We start from the raw sequence: 18,439 nt of genomic DNA, 5'->3' as shown, positions 1-18,439 counted from the left end.
TCACTACATTTTTAAAATCGTTTTATATTCTGTTTGGTTATTTAATACACTAACTGCTCTTTTAATTTCTGAATTGTTTTTTAGATAATACTGATACAAACCTTCTTGATATTGATATCTCTTAATCAATTCTTCCAAGATCATGTTTTTAATCTCTTTTTGGTTTTTATCCAGTAAAGTCGTTTCGCTTTTTTCTAAAGCATTTAACAATTGCTGATATTCGGCAGTAATCGTCTCGTCTATTTTTTCTTTTTTAGCTGCAGCTAAAGTATTTTTCAAAGCCACTTCGGTTTCTGTATCGAAAGTGATTTTGTTGGTTTTTAGGAATTGTTTGAAAGCCGCATAATCTGCATCGGTAAGAGTTGGAATCTTATCTCCTAAATTTGGATTTTTGTAATAATATGATGTAGCATAATCAAAAACGCCATCGTTTTTGGTTAAAGCAGTAGCAATCGGACTTATTTTAGTTTCTTCCAATTCGATATCTGGTAAAACTCCACCTCCGTCATAAACTGTTCTTCCTTTTCTGGTTTTAAAAGCGTTGAAGTTTTTTGCTTCTGTTTTTTGAGCCACACCGTTTTTGTCTTTATGCGCATAATCCAAAGCTTGAATACATCTTCCAGAAGGTGTGTAATATCTAGAAATAGTAACTTTCAATTGCGTTCCATAAGTTAAATCAACAGAGCGTTGTACCAAACCTTTACCAAAACTTCTGCTTCCTAAAATAACAGCACGATCCAAATCTTGTAAAGCACCCGAAACAATTTCAGATGCCGAAGCACTTCTTCCGTTTACTAAAATTGCCAACGGAATTTCAGTATCTACCGGTTCTTTCTGTGTTTTATAAGTATTATTATGTTTTTCAATTCTAGATTTAGTTGTTACAATAACTTCATTCTTCGGAACAAATAAATTACAGATATCAATTGCTTCGTTTAATAAACCTCCTGGATTCCCTCTTAAATCCAAAACAATTTGTTTGGCTCCGTCAGCTTTTAATTTCTCAAGAGCGTCTTTTACTTCAGCAGAAGCTTTTCTGCTAAAATGCGCCAAAACAATGTATCCTGTTTTATCATCAATTTTTCCGTAAAAAGGAACCGATTTAATATCAACTTCATCCAAAACCAAAACAGTAGTATTGGGTTTTCCCTGACGAAGATATTTGATGTTGATTTTAGTGTTTTTTGTTCCTTTCAATAATTGAGAAGCATCGTCTTTAAAATCGGCAATCAAAACATCACCTATTTGGATAATTTCATCTCCCGCTTTAAGTCCCGCTTTATCTGCCGGATAATTTTTATAAGGTTCACGAACAATTAGACGGTCGTTTTTTCTAGAAATCAAAGCGCCAATTCCGGTATATTCTCCAGTATTATTGATTTTAAAGTTAACAACATCTTGCTCATTAAAATAAACCGTGTACGGATCCAGACTTGCCAACATGCTTTTGATCGCTTTATCCATCAAATCTCCTGGATTCGTTTCGTCAACATAATTGGTATTTACGGCCTTGAACAAAGTCGTGAAAATTTCGATCTGTTTGGCAATTTCAAAAAAATCTTCTTTAAAACTGGTTCCAACAAACAACATTCCCGCCGCAGCGACTGGTATAATAAATTTCTTCTTGAAATACGGATACATGATTATTCTTTTTTTCTTCTTTTTAATCTTTTTCTAATAAAATAGGCAAATACAACAAATAAAATGACAAACGGCCAAGCGCTTAATAATGAAAGCAATAAATCGGACAATGTATAAAATCCAGATTCAATTGCGCTCCAAAGTTTAGAGCCGTAAGATATTTTGACACCCTCTTTTTCAGGTATTGTTTTATAAAATTCAATAGTGATTGTGCTTTCAGAAACGCGACTTTCCAGATATTTCAGTTGGCCTTCTTTGGATTCTATTTCTTCACGAATAGTCGAAATTTGTTCTTCAATCTCTAAAATCTCACTAACCTTATTGGCTTTCTTTAAAATTTCTAGATAACGTTCTTCTAGTTTTTTCTTTGTTTTTAATCTTGAAGTCAGATCAATATATTGTTCTGTAACATCTTGTGCAGAGATATTTTTAACTTCAAAATACGAAACACCTTTCGAAACATCATTTATAAAACGGTCAAAATTCTGACTAGGCACTTTTATAGTAAGATTTCTAAAAAGAGTTGCAAAATCTTTTCCTTCAGAATCGTTTATAATTCTAGCCTTACTATTTGCAACAGCTTTTTGAATTTGAGCGAATGAATTTTCTAAATTATCGGTTTCAAATTTTAAAGTTGCTTCTTTTATAATTTTTTGTTCGACTTGTTGATCTACCTTCGGAGGCGGAGGTGCTTGTAGTGGATCTGCTTGTCGGTCATAAGAGACGCTTTCTGCTTTTGCAGGCATTTTAACCGAAGAAATGATTACATTTTCATCAGCCGAAGCTCCAGTTTTGCTACAGCCAGAAAGAACTAAAATAAAAACAACTAAAAGGAGAAGATGTCGCATAAAATTTCAATTTAGAGCTAAAACTACGATTTTTTTGTCTAACTTGATTAATAATCTTACGTTTTGAAATTTACGCTTCAGTTTTCGTATCAGAATCTTGCGGTTTGTTAATTTGAGTTGCAAATTTCTCAAATAACTGAATCATTTTGGTATTGATTTCTTCGTAAGACAAACGGTCTTTGGTTTGATAAAAAAGCATTATCGAATACTGCTGATCTAGATGATCCAAAAGCAAATGTTTGTTCAATCGATACGTTTCTCTCAAAACTCTTTTAAAATAATTTCGATCAACGGCTTTCTTGAAGTATTTCTTTGAAACTGAAACACCTATCTTGGTTTGTTCTTCTGAATTTGCTTCGACCTGACGGTAAACCAAACGAAGCGGATATTTAGATACCGATTTTCCTTCAGAAAACAGTAATCCAATCGTAGTTTTGCTTTTTAAACGCTCGTTTTTAGGGTAAGTAAAGTTCATTTAATTCAGAAAAAATTTGCAAATTCTAGTGCAAAGGTACAATTAAACCATAAAAACAGTTATTGTTTTCAATTTTAATAAGGCTAAAAATATATTTACTACTTTTGCGCATTAATTTTTGAAGCATGGAAAAAATTATTTCTTATCCAATATCGGTAATTTACTATTTATTATTTGGTTTATGTTTGGTTGTTTTTCACCCAATTCAATGGATTTGTTTAAATGTTTTTGGTTACCAGGCTCACAAAAAAAGTGTTGATTATTTAAATTTCTGCCTTTTAAAATGTACAAACCTTGTTGGAACAAGATATACGATTGAGGGGGTAGACACGGTTCCGAAAGGTGTGCCAATCATTTTTGTGGCAAATCATCAAAGTATGTACGATATCGTGGCAATGATTTGGTACTTTAGACGTTTTCATTGTAAATTTGTAAGTAAGAAGGAGTTAGGTAGCGGAATTCCAAGTGTTTCTTATAATTTGAAATACGGAGGATCTGTCCTAATTGACCGAAAAGACCCTAAACAAGCGATACCAGTTATCAAAGGCTTGTCTGAATATATCGAAAAAAACACAAGATCTGCCGTTATCTTTCCAGAAGGAACAAGAAGTAAAACGGGAGTACCAAAAGAATTTGCGCAAAGCGGTTTAAAGATTTTATGCAAATATGCACCATCTGCATACGTTGTGCCCGTGAGTATCAATAATTCTTGGAAAATGGTAAAATTTGGTTTTTTTCCTGTTGGTTTAGGAAATCATCTGAAGTTTACAGCTCATCCAGCTTTAGCGGTCAAAGATTACAAGTTTGAAGAGCTCATGGAGATTACTGAAAAAGCAGTTAAAGAAGGAATAAATGAATATAAACAGGTTTAAGTTTTAGTCCGAGCTAAAATGTAAAACCCAAATCTATAATAAGTAATGTCTATAAAAAACATTAGATTAGAAGTAATGCAGTTTTTGGAAAAAAACGTGGATAGCTTCGTTGAACAGTATTTAATTCCAGTGGAAAAAATTTGGCAGCCGTCGGATTTCTTACCAAATTCTCAAGGAGAAAACTTCTTTGAAGAGGTAAAAGAATTACGCGAAATTGCTAAAGAACTTCCGTACGATTTCTGGGTTACGCTTGTTGGTGATACCATCACAGAAGAAGCATTGCCTACATATGAATCATGGTTAATGGATGTAGAAGGAATAGATCAGCAAGAAGGAAGTCAAGGAAATGGCTGGGCTAAGTGGGTAAAACAATGGACTGGCGAAGAAAACCGTCACGGAGATCTTTTAAATAAATACTTGTATTTGTCTGGTCGTGTAAATATGCGTGAAATCGAAATGACAACACAGCATCTTATCAACGACGGTTTTGATATTGGAACTGGAACTGACCCATACAAAAACTTTGTGTACACTAGTTTTCAGGAATTAGCAACTTATGTTTCGCACAATAGAGTAGCTCAGATAGCTAAGAAATTTGGCGATAACAAATTGTCTAAAATGTGTAAAATGATTGCAGGTGATGAAATGCGTCACCACCACGCATACAGCGAATTTGTTACTAGAATTTTCCAAGTTGATCCAAGCGAAATGATGTTGGCGTTTCAATACATGATGAAACAAAAAATCGTTATGCCGGCTCACTTCTTAAGAGAATCTGGTCAAAAAATAAGTACAGCTTTCGAACAATTCTCAGATTCTGCACAACGTATTGGTGTTTACACAGCAAACGATTATGTTGAAATCATGCAGAAATTAATCAACAAATGGGAAATTGACAAAATCACCAATTTGAATGACGAAGCAGAAAAAGCACGTGATTACTTAATGAAATTGCCAGCACGTATGGCTAAAATCTCTGAAAGAATTGTGATTCCTAAAGAATCTCATATCTTTAAGTGGGTTGAACCAGCGAGACTTTAAATTTTAGATTCCTGATTTTAGATTTGAATTTGAAATTTTTAGATTAAAATTTAAAAAAGCAACATTGTTGCTTTAAAGTATATTGTTGATTGTTGGAGAATTAAAATTTTCAACAATCAACTTTTTTTATAAACCGTAAAAACTTCTGTATGAGCGATTCAGCATTGATTATTAAAACTATTGCTTTTGTTAAAGAAAAACTAAACGATGCCGAAGGCGGACACGATTGGTTTCATATAGAACGTGTTTTTAAAAATGCTCTTTTGATTGCCAAAGAAACAGAATGTGATCTTACAGTGGTGCAATTGGGTGCTTTATTGCATGATATTGCCGATAGCAAATTTCATAACGGAGATGAAACTATTGGACCGAAAACAGCAAGAGCGTTTTTAGAAGCCGAAAATGTTTCTGAGGATATAATTGCACATGTTGTTAATATCATTGAAAATATCTCTTATAAAGGCGGAAATTTCGAAAGAAAGTTCTCTTCGGTTGAATTGGATGTTGTTCAAGATGCAGATCGCTTAGATGCAATTGGAGCAATTGGCGTTGCAAGAGCTTTCAATTATGGAGGATTTAAGAACAGAGCTTTATATAATCCAGAAATTGCTCCTGTAACCAATATGACAAAAGAGGAGTATAAAAACAACAACGCCCCGACGATAAACCATTTCTATGAAAAGCTTTTGTTGTTAAAAGATAAAATGAATACCCAAAAAGGAAAAGAAATCGCTGCCGAAAGACATCGTTTTATGGAAATTTTCCTCGCTCAGTTTTATGCAGAATGGGAAGGGTTGAAGTAGATTTAATTTAGATATAAAAAGAAAAACGGCTCTAATCTAGAGCCGTTTTTTTATTTGGTGATGAATTTCTCTATAGAGATTTATGCAGATTTATAATCTCGATTTTAAAAAACACATAATTATAAAAGCGCATAAGAATCCTATTGAAAACCACAATAACTTTGTAATGCTATTATTTCTAACCATTTCTCTTTTTTCAAACCTTGTCATTTTGAATGTATTTTAAACACTTCAAAAGTAATTTTATAGAGAGTATGATGATGCCAAGAAAAGTCTTTAAATCATTAGAATAAGACAATTTTTATTTTAGTCTCAGTCGTCTTTCATCTTTTCCTTATGTAAGTTTCTGAACAAATCTCTCAATCACATTTTTAAATTCCTTGTTTTGTTCGTAATACAAAATATGTCCGCCCTTAATAATCTTAACTTCTTGATTTGGAAATTTGAACAGACGATAATGTTCTGGACCAATATTGTTGTCTTTGGTTCCTGAGATTATTAGAGTTGGAACTTTAATAGAAGCAGTTTCTTTTGTAAAATCACTAAAGTATAACGGACCGCTTAGTGCATGCTGTGCAAAAGAGGAATTCCTTTTTTCACTATTATCGATGCTGTCTAGTTTTTCTACATTTGCTCTATTGTCAGACAGCATTTTATAATCTAGGTCAGCTTTTTTAATTTTTGTTTTGGCTTCAAAAAATGTGTTTAAGATTGAATCCTTGCTTTTTACTGCAAAATCTTCTCCAAGAGTTTTACCCATAAAAGCAATTTGATTCAAAAGAGAGTCGTTAATATCTAGCGTAGCATTCAATAGAATTAAACCTTTTACATGTTGAGGATATTTCTCGGCATATTTGGTGGCTAAAATTCCCCCGAACGAATGTCCGATTACAAATACTCTATCTGTTTTAAGATGAACTCGAATTTCTTCAATATCAGCAATCATTCTGTCCATGCTGTAATTGTTATCTGCAGAAGATCCTGAGCGACCGCATCCTCTTTGATCGTAATAACACATTTTGAGTTTATCTTCTAAAACATTTCCGCCAAATTCTTCAAACGACTTGCTCCAAGCGCCAGGACCGCCATGTACAAAAATGCAGACATCTCCTTTTCCTGAAACTTTCAAAAATAAAGGAACTCCGTCTGAAGTTAGGAAAGTATTATTTGAATTTTGTTTTGCATCTGTTTTTGTTTGAGAGATTCCGCTCTGAGCAAAACATAAAAATAGAAAGAAAAATAAAGGAGTTTTTAGATTCATTTGAAAGTTTTTTTTGCTGTTTTAATATGATAAAAGTATAATTAAAACAGCAGAGAAAAAACTAATGATTATTTTTCATCATTAAATAAGTGATAATTGTCGCGCAGAAAAAACCTATTGCAAACCATAGTAATCGAGCAACTCTGTTATCTCGAATTATTTCCATTCTATCTTCTGGTGTCATCTTAAATAAATTTTAGAAGACAAAATTAATTTCAGAAAATATACAAATATGCCATTTCAGGTTTTATAAATAACATAATAAGGCATTTTTTAGGTTTGCAAAAAAGCTTCAAATAGAAATCAAAATCTACTTGAAGCTTTTAGCATTTAGTCTTAGTACCTTAGAATCTTAGAACCTTAAAATTACGAACATCCACAATCGGTTCCGCTGCCGCAATCTTTTTTCTTTTTAGATTTAAAGAAGAATTTTTTGATAAGGAAAGCAACCGCTAATCCTAATATCGCAAAGGCTATAATTTCTTGAAACATAACTTTTTTATTTTAAAAGTTGATACGCAATTAATGCGGCAAAATAAGCCAATCCGCTCATGAAAACTAACTGCATTGCAGGCCATTTCCACGAATTGGTTTCCTTTTTTGTAATGGCCAATGTACTGGCACATTGCATAGCAAAAGCATAAAAGAACAATAAAGAAATTCCTGTTGCAAAGTCAAATACTTTTTTTCCAGTATCTGGGCGAACTTCTGCTTGCATTTTGCTTTTTATGGTCGATTCGTTATCAGTATCTCCAACGCTGTAAATAGTCGCCAAAGTTCCAACGAAAACTTCACGCGCAGCAAACGAACTAATCAAGGCAATTCCGATTTTCCAATCGTAACCCAAAGGCTGAATTACAGGTTCAATAGCGCGTCCCATTAATCCGATATAAGAATTCTCTAATTTTTGAGAATTAACTTCATTTTCAAATTGTGTTTCGTCTAAAGTTGTATTGGCAAATCTTTCTTTTACAATAGTTTCTGCTTCGTTGAATTCTTTTCCTGGTCCGTAAGAAGCCAAGAACCATAATATAATTGAAATGGCAAGAATGATTTTTCCTGCTCCAGCAATAAATGCTTTCGTTTTTTCTACCACATTGATTCCGACGTTTTTGAAAAGAGGCATTTTATAGCTTGGCATTTCGACCACAAAATAAGTTTTAGATTCTAATTTTAAAACTTTATTCAAAATATAGGCAGATAAAATTGCGGCAAAAAAGCCTAAAACATACAGCGCCATTAGTGTTAATCCTTGAACATTTAGAAATCCGAAAATACGTTTGCTAGGAACAACAAGCGATATAATAATGGCATAAACGGGTAATCTAGCAGAACAGGTAGTAAATGGCGTTACTAAAATCGTAATAAGACGTTCTTTCCAGTTTTCAATGTTTCTAGTTGCCATAATTGCCGGAATCGCACAAGCTGTTCCAGAAATCAAAGGCACGACACTTTTTCCTGAAAGTCCAAACTTACGCATGATTTTATCCATCAAAAACACTACGCGGCTCATATATCCGCTCTCTTCTAAAATCGAAATAAATAAGAACAATACGGCAATTTGCGGAATGAAAATAACGACTCCGCCAATTCCCGGAATAATTCCTTGCGAAAGTAAATCGGTTAAAATACCGCTTGGCAATTCTTCTGCAACCCAGCTGCTTAATGAAGCAAAAGTGCTGTCAATGAAATCCATCGGAATAGTTGACCAGCTGAAAATCGATTGGAAAATCAAAAATAAGATAGCAAAGAAAATGAAATAGCCCCAAACCTTGTGAGTTAAAACACGATCAAGTTTTGCACGAATATCATTTGCCATTGAAGCATCGACCTTTAAACCTTCTTTTAAAACATCATTGATAAACTGATATCTTTTGATGGTTTCTTTTTGCTGTAAGCGCTTTAATTCTGAATGCGATTTGGTAAATGTACTTCTGATTTCATTTCGATCTAAATTCAAGAAATTGACATCTTGTGTAATTACCAACCACAATTTATACATTAACTGGTTTGGAAAAGCTTTTTGTAATTTTTCAAAATATTCTGGATCAATTACAGAGGCATTTAAACAAGGCTCGCTCGGAAGTGTTTTATAAGAAACAATTAGTTCTTTTAATTCTTCAATTCCTAAACCTTTACGCGAACTTACTAAAGCAATTTTTGTTTTTAGTTTATCTTCTAAATGCGGAATATCTAAAGAGATTCCTTTGCGTTCCATACGATCTGACATGTTGATGACCAAAATCGTTGGAATTTCAAGATCTTTTATCTGTGTGTAGATTAGCAGATTTCGTTTCAGATTTTCGACATCTGTTACAACAACTGCTACATCTGGATATAATTTATCATTTTTGTTTAGCAAAAGCTCGATTACCACACTTTCGTCCATCGAACTTGCGTTCAAACTATACGTTCCAGGTAGGTCTAGAATATTCGCTTTTACGTTATTAGGTAATTTACAGAATCCGATTTTCTTCTCAACCGTAATTCCAGGATAATTTCCGACTTGCTGGTTAAGACCTGTTAATTGATTGAAAACAGAAGTTTTTCCTGTATTAGGATTTCCGATAAGGGCAACATTAATATTCTGAACACTCATTACAAATTGGTTTTGATAAGTTCAACTTCAATTTCACGAGCTGTTTCTATACGAATTGCAACATGAGAACCATTAATATCTAAATATAACGGATCGCCAAAAGGTGCAACTTGAAGCAATTCAACTAAGCTGCCAGGAAGACAACCCATTTCTAATAATTTAAGTGGAATAAGATCGATATCAAAATCTTTGATAATGGCTTTTTCGCCTTTTTTCAGAGTGTGTATTGTATTTTGCAAGCTTATTTAGATTGAATTTAGATTGCAAAAGTAGGCAATTATTCTTTATTTCAAGGCATTTAACACTTCGACAAATGCTAAATGTTTCTAAAAATAAGGGATTTTACTCTTGAGACAGGAATTCGATGTCTTCTAAAAGGCGTTTTATATCTTCTTTATTTGTCCCATCATAAAAACCCCTAACTCGGCGTTTTTGATCGACCAAAACAAAATTCTCGGTATGCACCATATCATAAAGCTGATCTGGCCTTCCTAATTTAACAGCCAAGTATGATTTTCTGGCCATAGTGTAGATTTCTTTTTTATCGCCAGTAACCAAATTCCATTTGCTGTCTACAACATGATGTTTTATAGCATATTCTTTTAAAACCGAAACACTGTCTACTTCTGGAAAAACAGTATGAGACAACAACATTACTTTCGGATTATTTAAAACAGCTTTTTGCACCTCTTCTAGATTAGTTGTCATTTTTGGACAAATTGATCCGCAGGTTGTAAAGAAGAAATCGGCAACGTAAATTTTTCCTTCGTAATTTTTCTGAGTAATGGTATCTCCGTTTTGATTGATGAAAGAGAAATCGGCAATGGTGTGGTACTTGCTTTTGTACTGAACGGTACTGTCAACCAATTCAGGATTTACATCGGCAGGATTGTAAATTGGAAGTGTCTTTTTTGGTTTTAATGCAGAGTAAAACAAAGATATCGTAACAACCGAAAATACTATTAAAACAATAAAGAATTTGCGGTATTTGTATAAAAGCGATTTCATAAAAATAATTTGGCGCAAAAATACAAAAAGCAGATTTTAAAAACTTTACTGAATTATTTTTTTAACAGGCTTTTGTAACTTTTACTAAGTATTGTAGACAAATACCTCAGTGCTAATTTTCTATTTGTGAAATTTATCTGTCTTTTTGACTTTGCAGTTAGAATTTTAACACAATTTTTGAAATAATAACAATATGTTTGTATTTTCCCTTAAACTATAATTTTTTATGAAAAAACAATTTGCTAAACCTGTGTTTGGTGTGATATCTGCAATGTTTGCAATTACTGCATCCCAGGCACAAAATGCTCCAAAGGAACCGGGTATCAATGTTTCGTATATGGATACGAAAATTAGTCCAAGTCAGGATTTTTTCAAATATGTAAACGGTACTTGGCTAGAAAAAACAGAAATTCCAAGTGATCGTACGACTTGGGGAAGTTTTAATGAACTGATTAAAAAGACTGACAAAGATGTAATGGCAGTTTTGCAAGATGCTTCAAAAAATCCAAAGTACAAATCTAATACAGATCAAGGAAAAGCAATTAACCTGTACAATACTTATTTAGATTCTATTGGAAGAAATAAAAGAGGAATCGAGCCTTTAAAACCTTATCTGAAAAAAATCGATGCAATTAAAAATATTGCTGATGTTCAGAAATATTTGGTTGAAATGGAAAAAGAAGGAAATGCTGGATTTTTCGGAATTTACATTGGAGCTGATGATAAAGACAGTTCTAAAAACTCTGTAAATTTAGGTCCAAGCGAATTAGGGCTTTCTGATAAAGATTATTATACTTCTGACGATAAAGATTCGAAAGAGAAACGTGCAAAATATGAATTGCATGTTGCGAGAATGCTTCAGTTTATTGGAGAATCTCCAGAAAAAGCAAAACAAAGTGCTGCTGAAATTTTAGCTCTTGAAACAGAGTTGTCGCAACCAAGATTAAACAGAGTTGAAAGAAGAGACAGCCGTTTGCAATACAATCCAATGACAATTGCTGAACTTCAAAAGCTAACTCCATCGATCAAATGGAACGAATATTTTGCTGGTTTAGGAATCGTTAAATTAGAAAGTGTAATTGTGTCTGAGCCTAAATATATGACAGCTTTAGAAACTGTTTTCAAAGAAAACAAAGTTGCACAATGGAAAGAATACTTAAAATGGGATCTGTTAAACAATTCTGCAACTAAGTTGACAACAGCAATTGATAATGCTAATTTTGATTTTTATAGTAAAACATTAAGAGGAGCAATTAAACAACTTCCTGCAGATGAGAGAGGGCTTGCAGTCGTAAATCGCAATGTTGGAGAAGCACTTGGTAAATTGTATGTAGAGAAAGTTTTTCCTGCTGAAGCAAAAACTAAAGCGCTTGACATGATTCATAACGTTATTACGGCTTACCAAAACCGTATAAACAATTTGACTTGGATGTCTACAGATACAAAAGCTAAGGCAATCGAAAAGTTGAATAAAATTACCATTAAAGTTGGATATCCTGACAAATGGAAAGATTACTCTGCATTAACGATCAAAAGTATTGCTGAAGGCGGAACATATTTTGAGAATAATAAAAACATTGCAAAATGGAATTTCCAAAAAGGCATTGAAAAATTGGGTAAACCAGTTGATAAAACAGAGTGGCATATGTCTCCTCAGACAGTAAACGCCTATTACAATCCGTCTTATAACGAAATTGTATTCCCAGCAGCAATCCTTCAGCCACCTTTCTATAATTATCAAGCTGATGAAGCAGTTAATTATGGTGGAATTGGTGCGGTAATCGGACACGAGATTTCTCACGGATTTGATGATTCTGGAGCACGTTACAATGCAGAAGGAAATTTAGTAGACTGGTGGACAGAAGATGATTTGAAACAGTTTACCACTTTAGGAAACGATTTGGCAAATCAATACAGTGCTCTTGAGCCATTGCCAGGCATTCACGTTGATGGTCATTTTACATTGGGTGAAAACATTGGAGATTTGGGAGGAATTAATGCAGCTTACGATGGTTTGCAATTGTATTTGAAGCAACATGGAGACCCAGGTTTAATTGACGGATTTACTCCTGAACAAAGATTCTTTATTTCTTGGGCTACCGTTTGGAGAACAAAAACAAGAGATGAAGCAATTAAAAATCAAGTAAAAACAGATCCACACTCTCCTGGAATGTACAGAGCTTATGTGCCAATTCAGAATGTTGATGCTTTCTACAAAGCGTTTGATATTAAGAAAGGTGATAAAATGTACGTTGAACCAGAAAAACGAGTTAAAATCTGGTAATCATAAATTTTTATAATACTAAAAAAGGCGCTTGATAAAAGCGCCTTTTTTTATGGGATAAAAGTCAATTATTTCAAATGACTGTAGATGTAAGCTTCAATTGCTTTTAATTCTTCATCAGACATTGACTGCGTAATTGCAAAATTGGCTTTCATAACCTCAAACTGACTTGGGTCAACAATTGGTTCTGCATTTCCTTTCAGGAAAGTAACAATATCACCATTTTTGTCTTTATAGATTTTGGCAATTTCTTTAATGCTTGGCCCAACTACTTTTTGATTTGGCTGATGGCAAGCAAAACAATTTCCAGCTCCTTCAAAAAGCTGTTTTCCTAGTTCTTCTGGACTTTTGGCTTTTGCTGATTCTCCTTCAGAAACAGATTCTGTTGTTGCGTTTGTTGGCTCAGAAGCTTCTTTTTTGCAAGAGGCCAATGCTAAAACTGCAGATAGGAATAATACCTTTTTCATGTTTTTAGATTTTATTCAATTGTAATTCTGTCATTATTTGTTGAAGGCTGCGAAATAACCAAAAAATCTAATTGTTCTTGACTTTCATTAGCAATATAATGCTGTGTTTTCGCCTCAATCAATAAACCTTGATTTGCATTTACAATTTCAGTTTTTTTTCCGTGATAAAAAGTTGCTGTGCCTTTTAGAATGAAAAAGAACTGCTGAGAATGATTATGAAAATGCAGTTTTTCTTTGGTTCCGCTTGGCATGCTTTCTTGTTTAACAGATAAACCTTCAGTATCTGCCAAAATCCAGCTGTCGCAATTGTCTCCCCATAAATAATGAGAAGCATTTTGTTTGTCGACGATCATTTTATTTGTTTAATAAAATTGCCGCTTCTTTTGCGAAGTATGTCGAAATAAGATTAGCACCCGAACGTTTGATACACATTAACTGTTCCATCATAATTTTGTCGTGATCCAGCCAGCCTCTTTCAGATGCCGCTTTAATCATAGCATATTCTCCAGAAACCTGATAAACAGTTACAGGAACATGTACAGTATTTTTTATTTCGCGAACAATATCCAAATAAGCAATTCCTGGTTTTACCATAACCATATCTGCGCCTTCTTCTACGTCAGACAAAGCTTCTTTAATTGCTTCGATACGATTGGCATAATCCATTTGGTATGTTTTTTTGTCTTTTGGAACCACAACATCAGCTTCTTTTGGAGCAGAATCTAAAGCATCTCTAAACGGACCGTAAAAAGCGGAAGCGTATTTAGCAGAATAACTCATGATTCCAACATTTTGAAATCCAGCAGCATCTAAACCTTCGCGAAGGCGTAAAACGCGTCCGTCCATCATATCACTTGGCGCAACAAAATCGGCACCAGCTTCTGCGTGCGAAACGGCCATTTTTACTAAAGCATCAACTGTGCTGTCGTTTTCTACATCGCCATCTTTTATGATTCCGTCATGACCATAAATTGAATACGGGTCCAAAGCCACATCTGGCATAACAATCATTTCTGGACAAGCTGCTTTTATGGCACGAATAGCTTGTTGCATTAATCCGTTAGCATTCCAAGCTTCTTTTCCAGTATTGTCTTTTAGATTTTCGCTAACTTTTACATAAATATTTACAGCGCGAATCCCTAAATCATAAAGTTCTTTTACTTCTTCAACCGTTAAATCTATTGATCTTCTGAAAATTCCTGGCATAGACGGAATTTCGACTTTTACATTTTCTCCTTCAGCAATAAACATTGGAAACATAAAATCCGATGGACTTAAACTGGTTTCACGTACTAAAGAACGAATTGATTCATTTACTCTTAATCTTCTGCCTCTTTGTAATGGGAACATATAAATTTAGATTTTAGATTTTAGATTTCAGATTTTAACCTGAATTATGAAAACAGATTGATAAATCCTTATTCTAAAACTGCAGTTGTTTTTATTTTTTTTGAAGTTTATCTCACTTTTTAATGAGTGGTGCAAAGTTAAAGAAAAAGGAACAGAATAAGGCGTTTAGCTTGCCTCAGAATCCGTTAATATTATCTAAAAATTTAGATTTTTTATTGTTTGAGTCAAAGCATGGTTTTTCAGAATATTCCATCTAAATTTGTAAAATGAAGAAAATTCTCGCTTTATTTTGCTGTTTGCTCTTAACGAGCTGTTTTGAGATTACTGAAAGAATCAAACATCACGACAATCAAAGTGGTGAATATACACTGATGGTTGACTTTTCGAAATCTTGGTTTAAGACCAAATCGGCTATTTGGCTGGAAGAAGTTGATGGTGTGAAAATTCCGAACGAACAGGAAATTACCGCGAAACTTAGTGATTTTAAAGAAAAAGCGTTGAAGATTGATGGAATTTCAAATGTTGTTACAAAAACAGATTTTCAGAATTACGTTTTCATTATCAAACTTAATTATGCCAATTTAAAAGCTCTAAACGCAGTTGTAAATACGATAAACAATCAGCGCGATCAGATTCACTTTAGCGGAAGCGGTAAAACTTTTGAAAGAATTGCCTCGTATCCAATTCCCGAAAAAATAGTAAATGACCCAAAGAAAAAGAAAGATCTGGAAGAAGCCAGCATTATTTCTATTTATACTTTCGATAAAGATATTTTGTCTGTTGATAATGCAAACAGTCAAATTTCAAAAAATAAAAAAACGGTTTTTTTAAAGCAAAGTATGTACAGTGTTTTTAAAAAATCGACCTTAATGAATAATACAATCCAATTAACGCCTTGATTTTATGAAGTACTTTTACACTCTAGTTTTTCTATTTGCCGCCTATTTTACTTTTGGACAAACGAGTCCAGACAAATACGATTATTTTGTTCAGTTTAACGGAAATCAGCTTTCGAAGAAAGTAAACATAAACGAAGTGCTGAACCACTCAATTATTACTAGATACACTAGTAAAAAACCTGATTTTGATCTTCGTCAATATACTTCGATCATTCAATTAGATCAAAAAATTACGGTTCATGGGAATTTCTTAGATAGCGTTCCGTTTTATCAAGTTACCATTCCGATAAAAAACAAAGAAGCAGTAAGACAATATCTGATTGAAAAGCAAGGCGCAAACGGGAAGAATAGTACAATTGAGGAATTTGGAAAATATGCTGTTTTTACACCAAGCGGTTTAAAAAGATCATTTGTATGGAATGATAATTATTTGGTCATATTTGAATTGACAAAAAGACTTCCTAATAAATTTTACGCTTCTCCAGACGGACCTCCTGTTTTAAATGATTCAATAGGAATTTCAGAGCCGTATGAAGAAACGGTAATTGTAGATGCTCCGCCAGTGTACGGAGTAGAAGAAGCACCAAATCCGCCAAAAATAGCAGAACCATCTGTAATACGAGACGAACCAATAGCCGTTGAAGCACCAGCTGGATCAGTAGAAACAACAGACCAAGATTATCTGTACGATGGAAATCCTTATGAAGAATATACCGCAGAGCAGGCAGAATTTGATAAAAAACTAGCCGAACAGCAAAGCCAAATTATAAAAGGTTTATTTGAAAATGGTTTTACAACGCCAAGTTTTTCAAAAATAAATGCTTCGGCAGATATTTCGACTTGGGTAAATTATGGCGGACTTATGTCTAGTTTTTATTCTTTATACAATTATCCTTTAGCATTATTTGGAGGTTATGATAAATACCTGCCTATGCAGAAGAATTTCGGAAATTTTATAAAAGGCATTAATCTGGATTTTTATTTTGATAATGATAATTCTCGAATTGAAGAGGTGGTTGAATATGCTCCAGAAATTGCAAGTGTTGTAAGCAAAATCAGCGATAGAAAAATCAATAAAAATATCTTTAATTATTTTCCTGCAGAAAAACCTCTAGGATACATTTCGTATCACGTAAATACCAAAGCAGCGCTCGAAAATTTTCCATCATTAATGTCGGAATTATTTCAAAATCCAAAATTTGCGAAAGAAGATATTACGCTAATTACAGATTTGATTTCTACAATTGTTGACGAAGAAGCAACAGCAAAGCTTTTTGACGGTGATTTAAGCGCTTTTTTATATGATGTGAAACAAGTTGAGGTATTGAGCAAAAAATACGGTTATGACGAAAATTATGAAGAAACAATAACCGAAGAAAAAGTGAAAAAAGATGTTCCGTTGTTTTCTGTGATTTTTACTTCTACGCATCCAACATTTGGAGATAAATTATTGCAATTGGGTGTTCGTAAAAAAGTATTGATCCCAAACGGAAATTCATATATTGTTGCAGGTACACAAGATTATGGTGATATTTTTATTGCAAAAGACAAAGATGTAGTAATTGTTGCTAACACAAAAGATTATTTTGGTTCTGGGAAAGGATCTTTTGCAAAAGACACAAAGAAAGATTTGAGTAAAAACTATATTTCTGGAAAACTGGATCTTGCGAAAACCGTGAAAACATTTGGCAAAAAAGCAAAAGATTCAGAATTGGATCGAATGACTAAAATTTCATCTCAGTTTTCAGATATTTCTATTGAATCTCCTAAAAAGCTAATCGACAATAAATTGAAATTTGTTTTTAAACTAAACTCTTTTAAGTCTGATAAAAACATTATTCTACAGACATTGGATTTAGCCGAAGAAATGACTTCTAAATAATTGAAAAGAAAAATCCCTGAAACAATATTGCTTCAGGGATTTTTTTATGTTTTCTAAGTAATTGAAGCCTGATAAATACCTTTGATGGTTTCTTTTAATTCAGCATTAAAATCTTCATCAGACTGATTTGCGGTTAATCCTTCAGACAATGCTCTAGAAAAACTGGCAATCAATCCTTGGTTTTGAGAGAGTTTTTGATTTGCTTCTTCGCGTGAATAGCCACCAGAAAGCGCTACAACACGAACCACATGCGGATCTGAAATGAGATCTTTATAAAAATCGTTTACAGTCGGAATTGAAAGTTTCAGCATTACTTTTACCTCTTTATCCAATGAATTAAGCTGTTTTTGGATTTCTTGTTTCAGAATCTCTTCCGATTTTTCTTTATCAGGACTGTAAATATTAACTTCAGGTTCTATAATTGGAATTAAACTTTTGCTGAAAATTTGTTTTCCCACTTCAAACTGCTGGGCAACAACATCTCGTATTCCTTCGGGATTGGCTTCTTTTATTACAGAACGCATTTTAGTTCCAAAGATATTACGTTCTACAGCCCGATCAAGCAATTCGTTTAAGCCAGAAATGGGTTTCATTAGTTGTACGCCATTTGCAGTTTCTGCAAGACCTTTATCTACTTTCAAAAAAGGAATAATATGTTTTTTCTCCCATAAATAATCTGCTGTCCACTGTCCGTCGATTTTACGATCCATTGTGTTTTCAAACAAAATGGCACCGAGAATATATTGGCTGTCAAATGCAGGACTTTTAATAATTCTAGTTCTCATTTCATGTACAAGAGTGTACATTTCTTCATCGTTTGTATATTGGTTTTCTGCCACTCCATATTGTAAAAGTGCTTTAGGAGTACTTCCACCGCTTTGATCTAATGCTGCAATAAATCCTTTTCCAGAATGCATGAGATTTAATTGTTCTGTGTTTTTATTTCCCATAATAATGAATTTTAGTTTTTCATAAATCTCTGTAATTTAAGCATTTTTATCCTGTTGGC

18 protein-coding genes are annotated in these 18,439 nt (G+C 33.4%); 6 read left to right on the top strand and 12 right to left on the bottom strand.

What is annotated here, in order from left to right; translation table 11 throughout:
* Nucleotides 1-3: 3 nt before the first annotated feature.
* From AC1Q5Z_RS09160 to rnpA, 3 genes are all read right to left on the bottom strand, one after another.
* Complete coding sequence (locus AC1Q5Z_RS09160; RefSeq protein ID WP_343584646.1) at nt 4-1,641, bottom strand: S41 family peptidase; 1,638 nt, start codon at nt 1,639-1,641, stop codon at nt 4-6.
* A gap of 2 nt (nt 1,642-1,643) precedes the next feature.
* Nucleotides 1,644-2,489 (bottom strand): DUF4349 domain-containing protein, encoded by an 846-nt coding sequence (locus AC1Q5Z_RS09155; protein WP_198855104.1) that lies wholly within the window; start codon nt 2,487-2,489, stop codon nt 1,644-1,646.
* A gap of 70 nt (nt 2,490-2,559) precedes the next feature.
* Nucleotides 2,560-2,964, bottom strand: coding sequence for a ribonuclease P protein component (gene rnpA, locus AC1Q5Z_RS09150; protein WP_343584648.1), 405 nt, complete (start codon nt 2,962-2,964; stop codon nt 2,560-2,562).
* A gap of 125 nt (nt 2,965-3,089) precedes the next feature.
* Here rnpA and AC1Q5Z_RS09145 point away from each other — a divergent pair, with 125 nt between their 5' ends.
* The 3 genes from AC1Q5Z_RS09145 to AC1Q5Z_RS09135 all read left to right on the top strand — a co-directional run bounded on the left by AC1Q5Z_RS09145 (nt 3,090) and on the right by AC1Q5Z_RS09135 (nt 5,680).
* Complete coding sequence (locus AC1Q5Z_RS09145) at nt 3,090-3,836, top strand: lysophospholipid acyltransferase family protein (RefSeq protein ID WP_198855106.1); 747 nt, start codon at nt 3,090-3,092, stop codon at nt 3,834-3,836.
* Between the two features lie 45 nt (nt 3,837-3,881).
* A complete protein-coding gene (locus AC1Q5Z_RS09140) occupies nt 3,882-4,877 on the top strand; it encodes an acyl-ACP desaturase (protein WP_198855107.1) in 996 nt (331 codons plus the stop codon).
* A gap of 149 nt (nt 4,878-5,026) precedes the next feature.
* Nucleotides 5,027-5,680, top strand: coding sequence for an HD domain-containing protein (locus AC1Q5Z_RS09135; RefSeq protein ID WP_198855108.1), 654 nt, complete (start codon nt 5,027-5,029; stop codon nt 5,678-5,680).
* 334 nt (nt 5,681-6,014) lie between these two features.
* On the opposite strand, the gene AC1Q5Z_RS09130 is transcribed toward AC1Q5Z_RS09135, so the two are convergent.
* The 5 genes from AC1Q5Z_RS09130 to AC1Q5Z_RS09110 form a co-directional block, all read right to left on the bottom strand.
* Nucleotides 6,015-6,941, bottom strand: coding sequence for an alpha/beta fold hydrolase (locus tag AC1Q5Z_RS09130; protein WP_343584651.1), 927 nt, complete (start codon nt 6,939-6,941; stop codon nt 6,015-6,017).
* A gap of 366 nt (nt 6,942-7,307) precedes the next feature.
* Nucleotides 7,308-7,433: a FeoB-associated Cys-rich membrane protein gene (locus AC1Q5Z_RS09125; protein WP_286972067.1), complete on the bottom strand. Its 126-nt coding sequence runs from the start codon at nt 7,431-7,433 to the stop codon at nt 7,308-7,310.
* 7 nt (nt 7,434-7,440) lie between these two features.
* A complete protein-coding gene (gene feoB, locus AC1Q5Z_RS09120) occupies nt 7,441-9,540 on the bottom strand; it encodes a ferrous iron transport protein B (protein WP_343584653.1) in 2,100 nt (699 codons plus the stop codon).
* On the bottom strand, nt 9,540-9,779 hold the full coding sequence (locus AC1Q5Z_RS09115) for a FeoA family protein (RefSeq protein WP_008465698.1): 240 nt from the start codon (nt 9,777-9,779) through the stop codon (nt 9,540-9,542). Before AC1Q5Z_RS09115 ends, feoB begins: the two co-directional genes overlap by 1 nt.
* A 103-nt stretch (nt 9,780-9,882) precedes the next feature.
* Nucleotides 9,883-10,548: an SCO family protein gene (locus AC1Q5Z_RS09110; protein WP_278020050.1), complete on the bottom strand. Its 666-nt coding sequence runs from the start codon at nt 10,546-10,548 to the stop codon at nt 9,883-9,885.
* Nucleotides 10,549-10,774: 226 nt separating this feature from the next.
* On the opposite strand from AC1Q5Z_RS09110, the gene AC1Q5Z_RS09105 reads away from it, so the two are divergent.
* Nucleotides 10,775-12,832 carry a M13 family metallopeptidase gene (locus tag AC1Q5Z_RS09105; RefSeq protein ID WP_488755575.1) on the top strand — a complete coding sequence of 686 codons (2,058 nt, stop codon included), beginning with the start codon at nt 10,775-10,777 and terminating at the stop codon, nt 12,830-12,832.
* Nucleotides 12,833-12,900: 68 nt separating this feature from the next.
* On the opposite strand, the gene AC1Q5Z_RS09100 is transcribed toward AC1Q5Z_RS09105, so the two are convergent.
* Genes AC1Q5Z_RS09100 through hemB form a run of 3 tightly spaced genes read right to left on the bottom strand, consistent with a single transcriptional unit; the run spans nt 12,901 to nt 14,649 of the window.
* The gene (locus AC1Q5Z_RS09100) at nt 12,901-13,299 is read right to left on the bottom strand and encodes a c-type cytochrome (protein ID WP_492444450.1); all 399 of its coding nucleotides are present in this window, start codon (nt 13,297-13,299) and stop codon (nt 12,901-12,903) included.
* Nucleotides 13,300-13,310: 11 nt separating this feature from the next.
* On the bottom strand, nt 13,311-13,652 hold the full coding sequence (locus AC1Q5Z_RS09095) for a cupin domain-containing protein (protein WP_492444449.1): 342 nt from the start codon (nt 13,650-13,652) through the stop codon (nt 13,311-13,313).
* Between the two features lies 1 nt (nt 13,653).
* Entirely contained in the window at nt 13,654-14,649 is a 996-nt protein-coding gene (gene hemB / locus AC1Q5Z_RS09090; RefSeq protein ID WP_343584665.1) for a porphobilinogen synthase, read from the bottom strand.
* 266 nt (nt 14,650-14,915) lie between these two features.
* Here hemB and AC1Q5Z_RS09085 point away from each other — a divergent pair, with 266 nt between their 5' ends.
* Both AC1Q5Z_RS09085 and AC1Q5Z_RS09080 read left to right on the top strand, forming a co-directional pair.
* A complete protein-coding gene (locus AC1Q5Z_RS09085) occupies nt 14,916-15,548 on the top strand; it encodes a hypothetical protein (protein WP_492444448.1) in 633 nt (210 codons plus the stop codon).
* 4 nt (nt 15,549-15,552) lie between these two features.
* Nucleotides 15,553-17,430 carry a hypothetical protein gene (locus AC1Q5Z_RS09080; protein WP_343584669.1) on the top strand — a complete coding sequence of 626 codons (1,878 nt, stop codon included), beginning with the start codon at nt 15,553-15,555 and terminating at the stop codon, nt 17,428-17,430.
* 53 nt (nt 17,431-17,483) lie between these two features.
* Here AC1Q5Z_RS09080 and AC1Q5Z_RS09075 read toward each other — a convergent pair whose 3' ends face one another.
* A complete protein-coding gene (locus AC1Q5Z_RS09075; RefSeq protein ID WP_492444446.1) occupies nt 17,484-18,380 on the bottom strand; it encodes a fructose bisphosphate aldolase in 897 nt (298 codons plus the stop codon).
* Nucleotides 18,381-18,439: the final 59 nt, after the last annotated feature.

Source organism: Flavobacterium sp. GW823-FHT06G12, from assembly GCF_058794775.1.
Note: the sequence above shows the minus strand (reverse complement) of the source record. Positions and strands in the feature narration are given on the sequence as shown.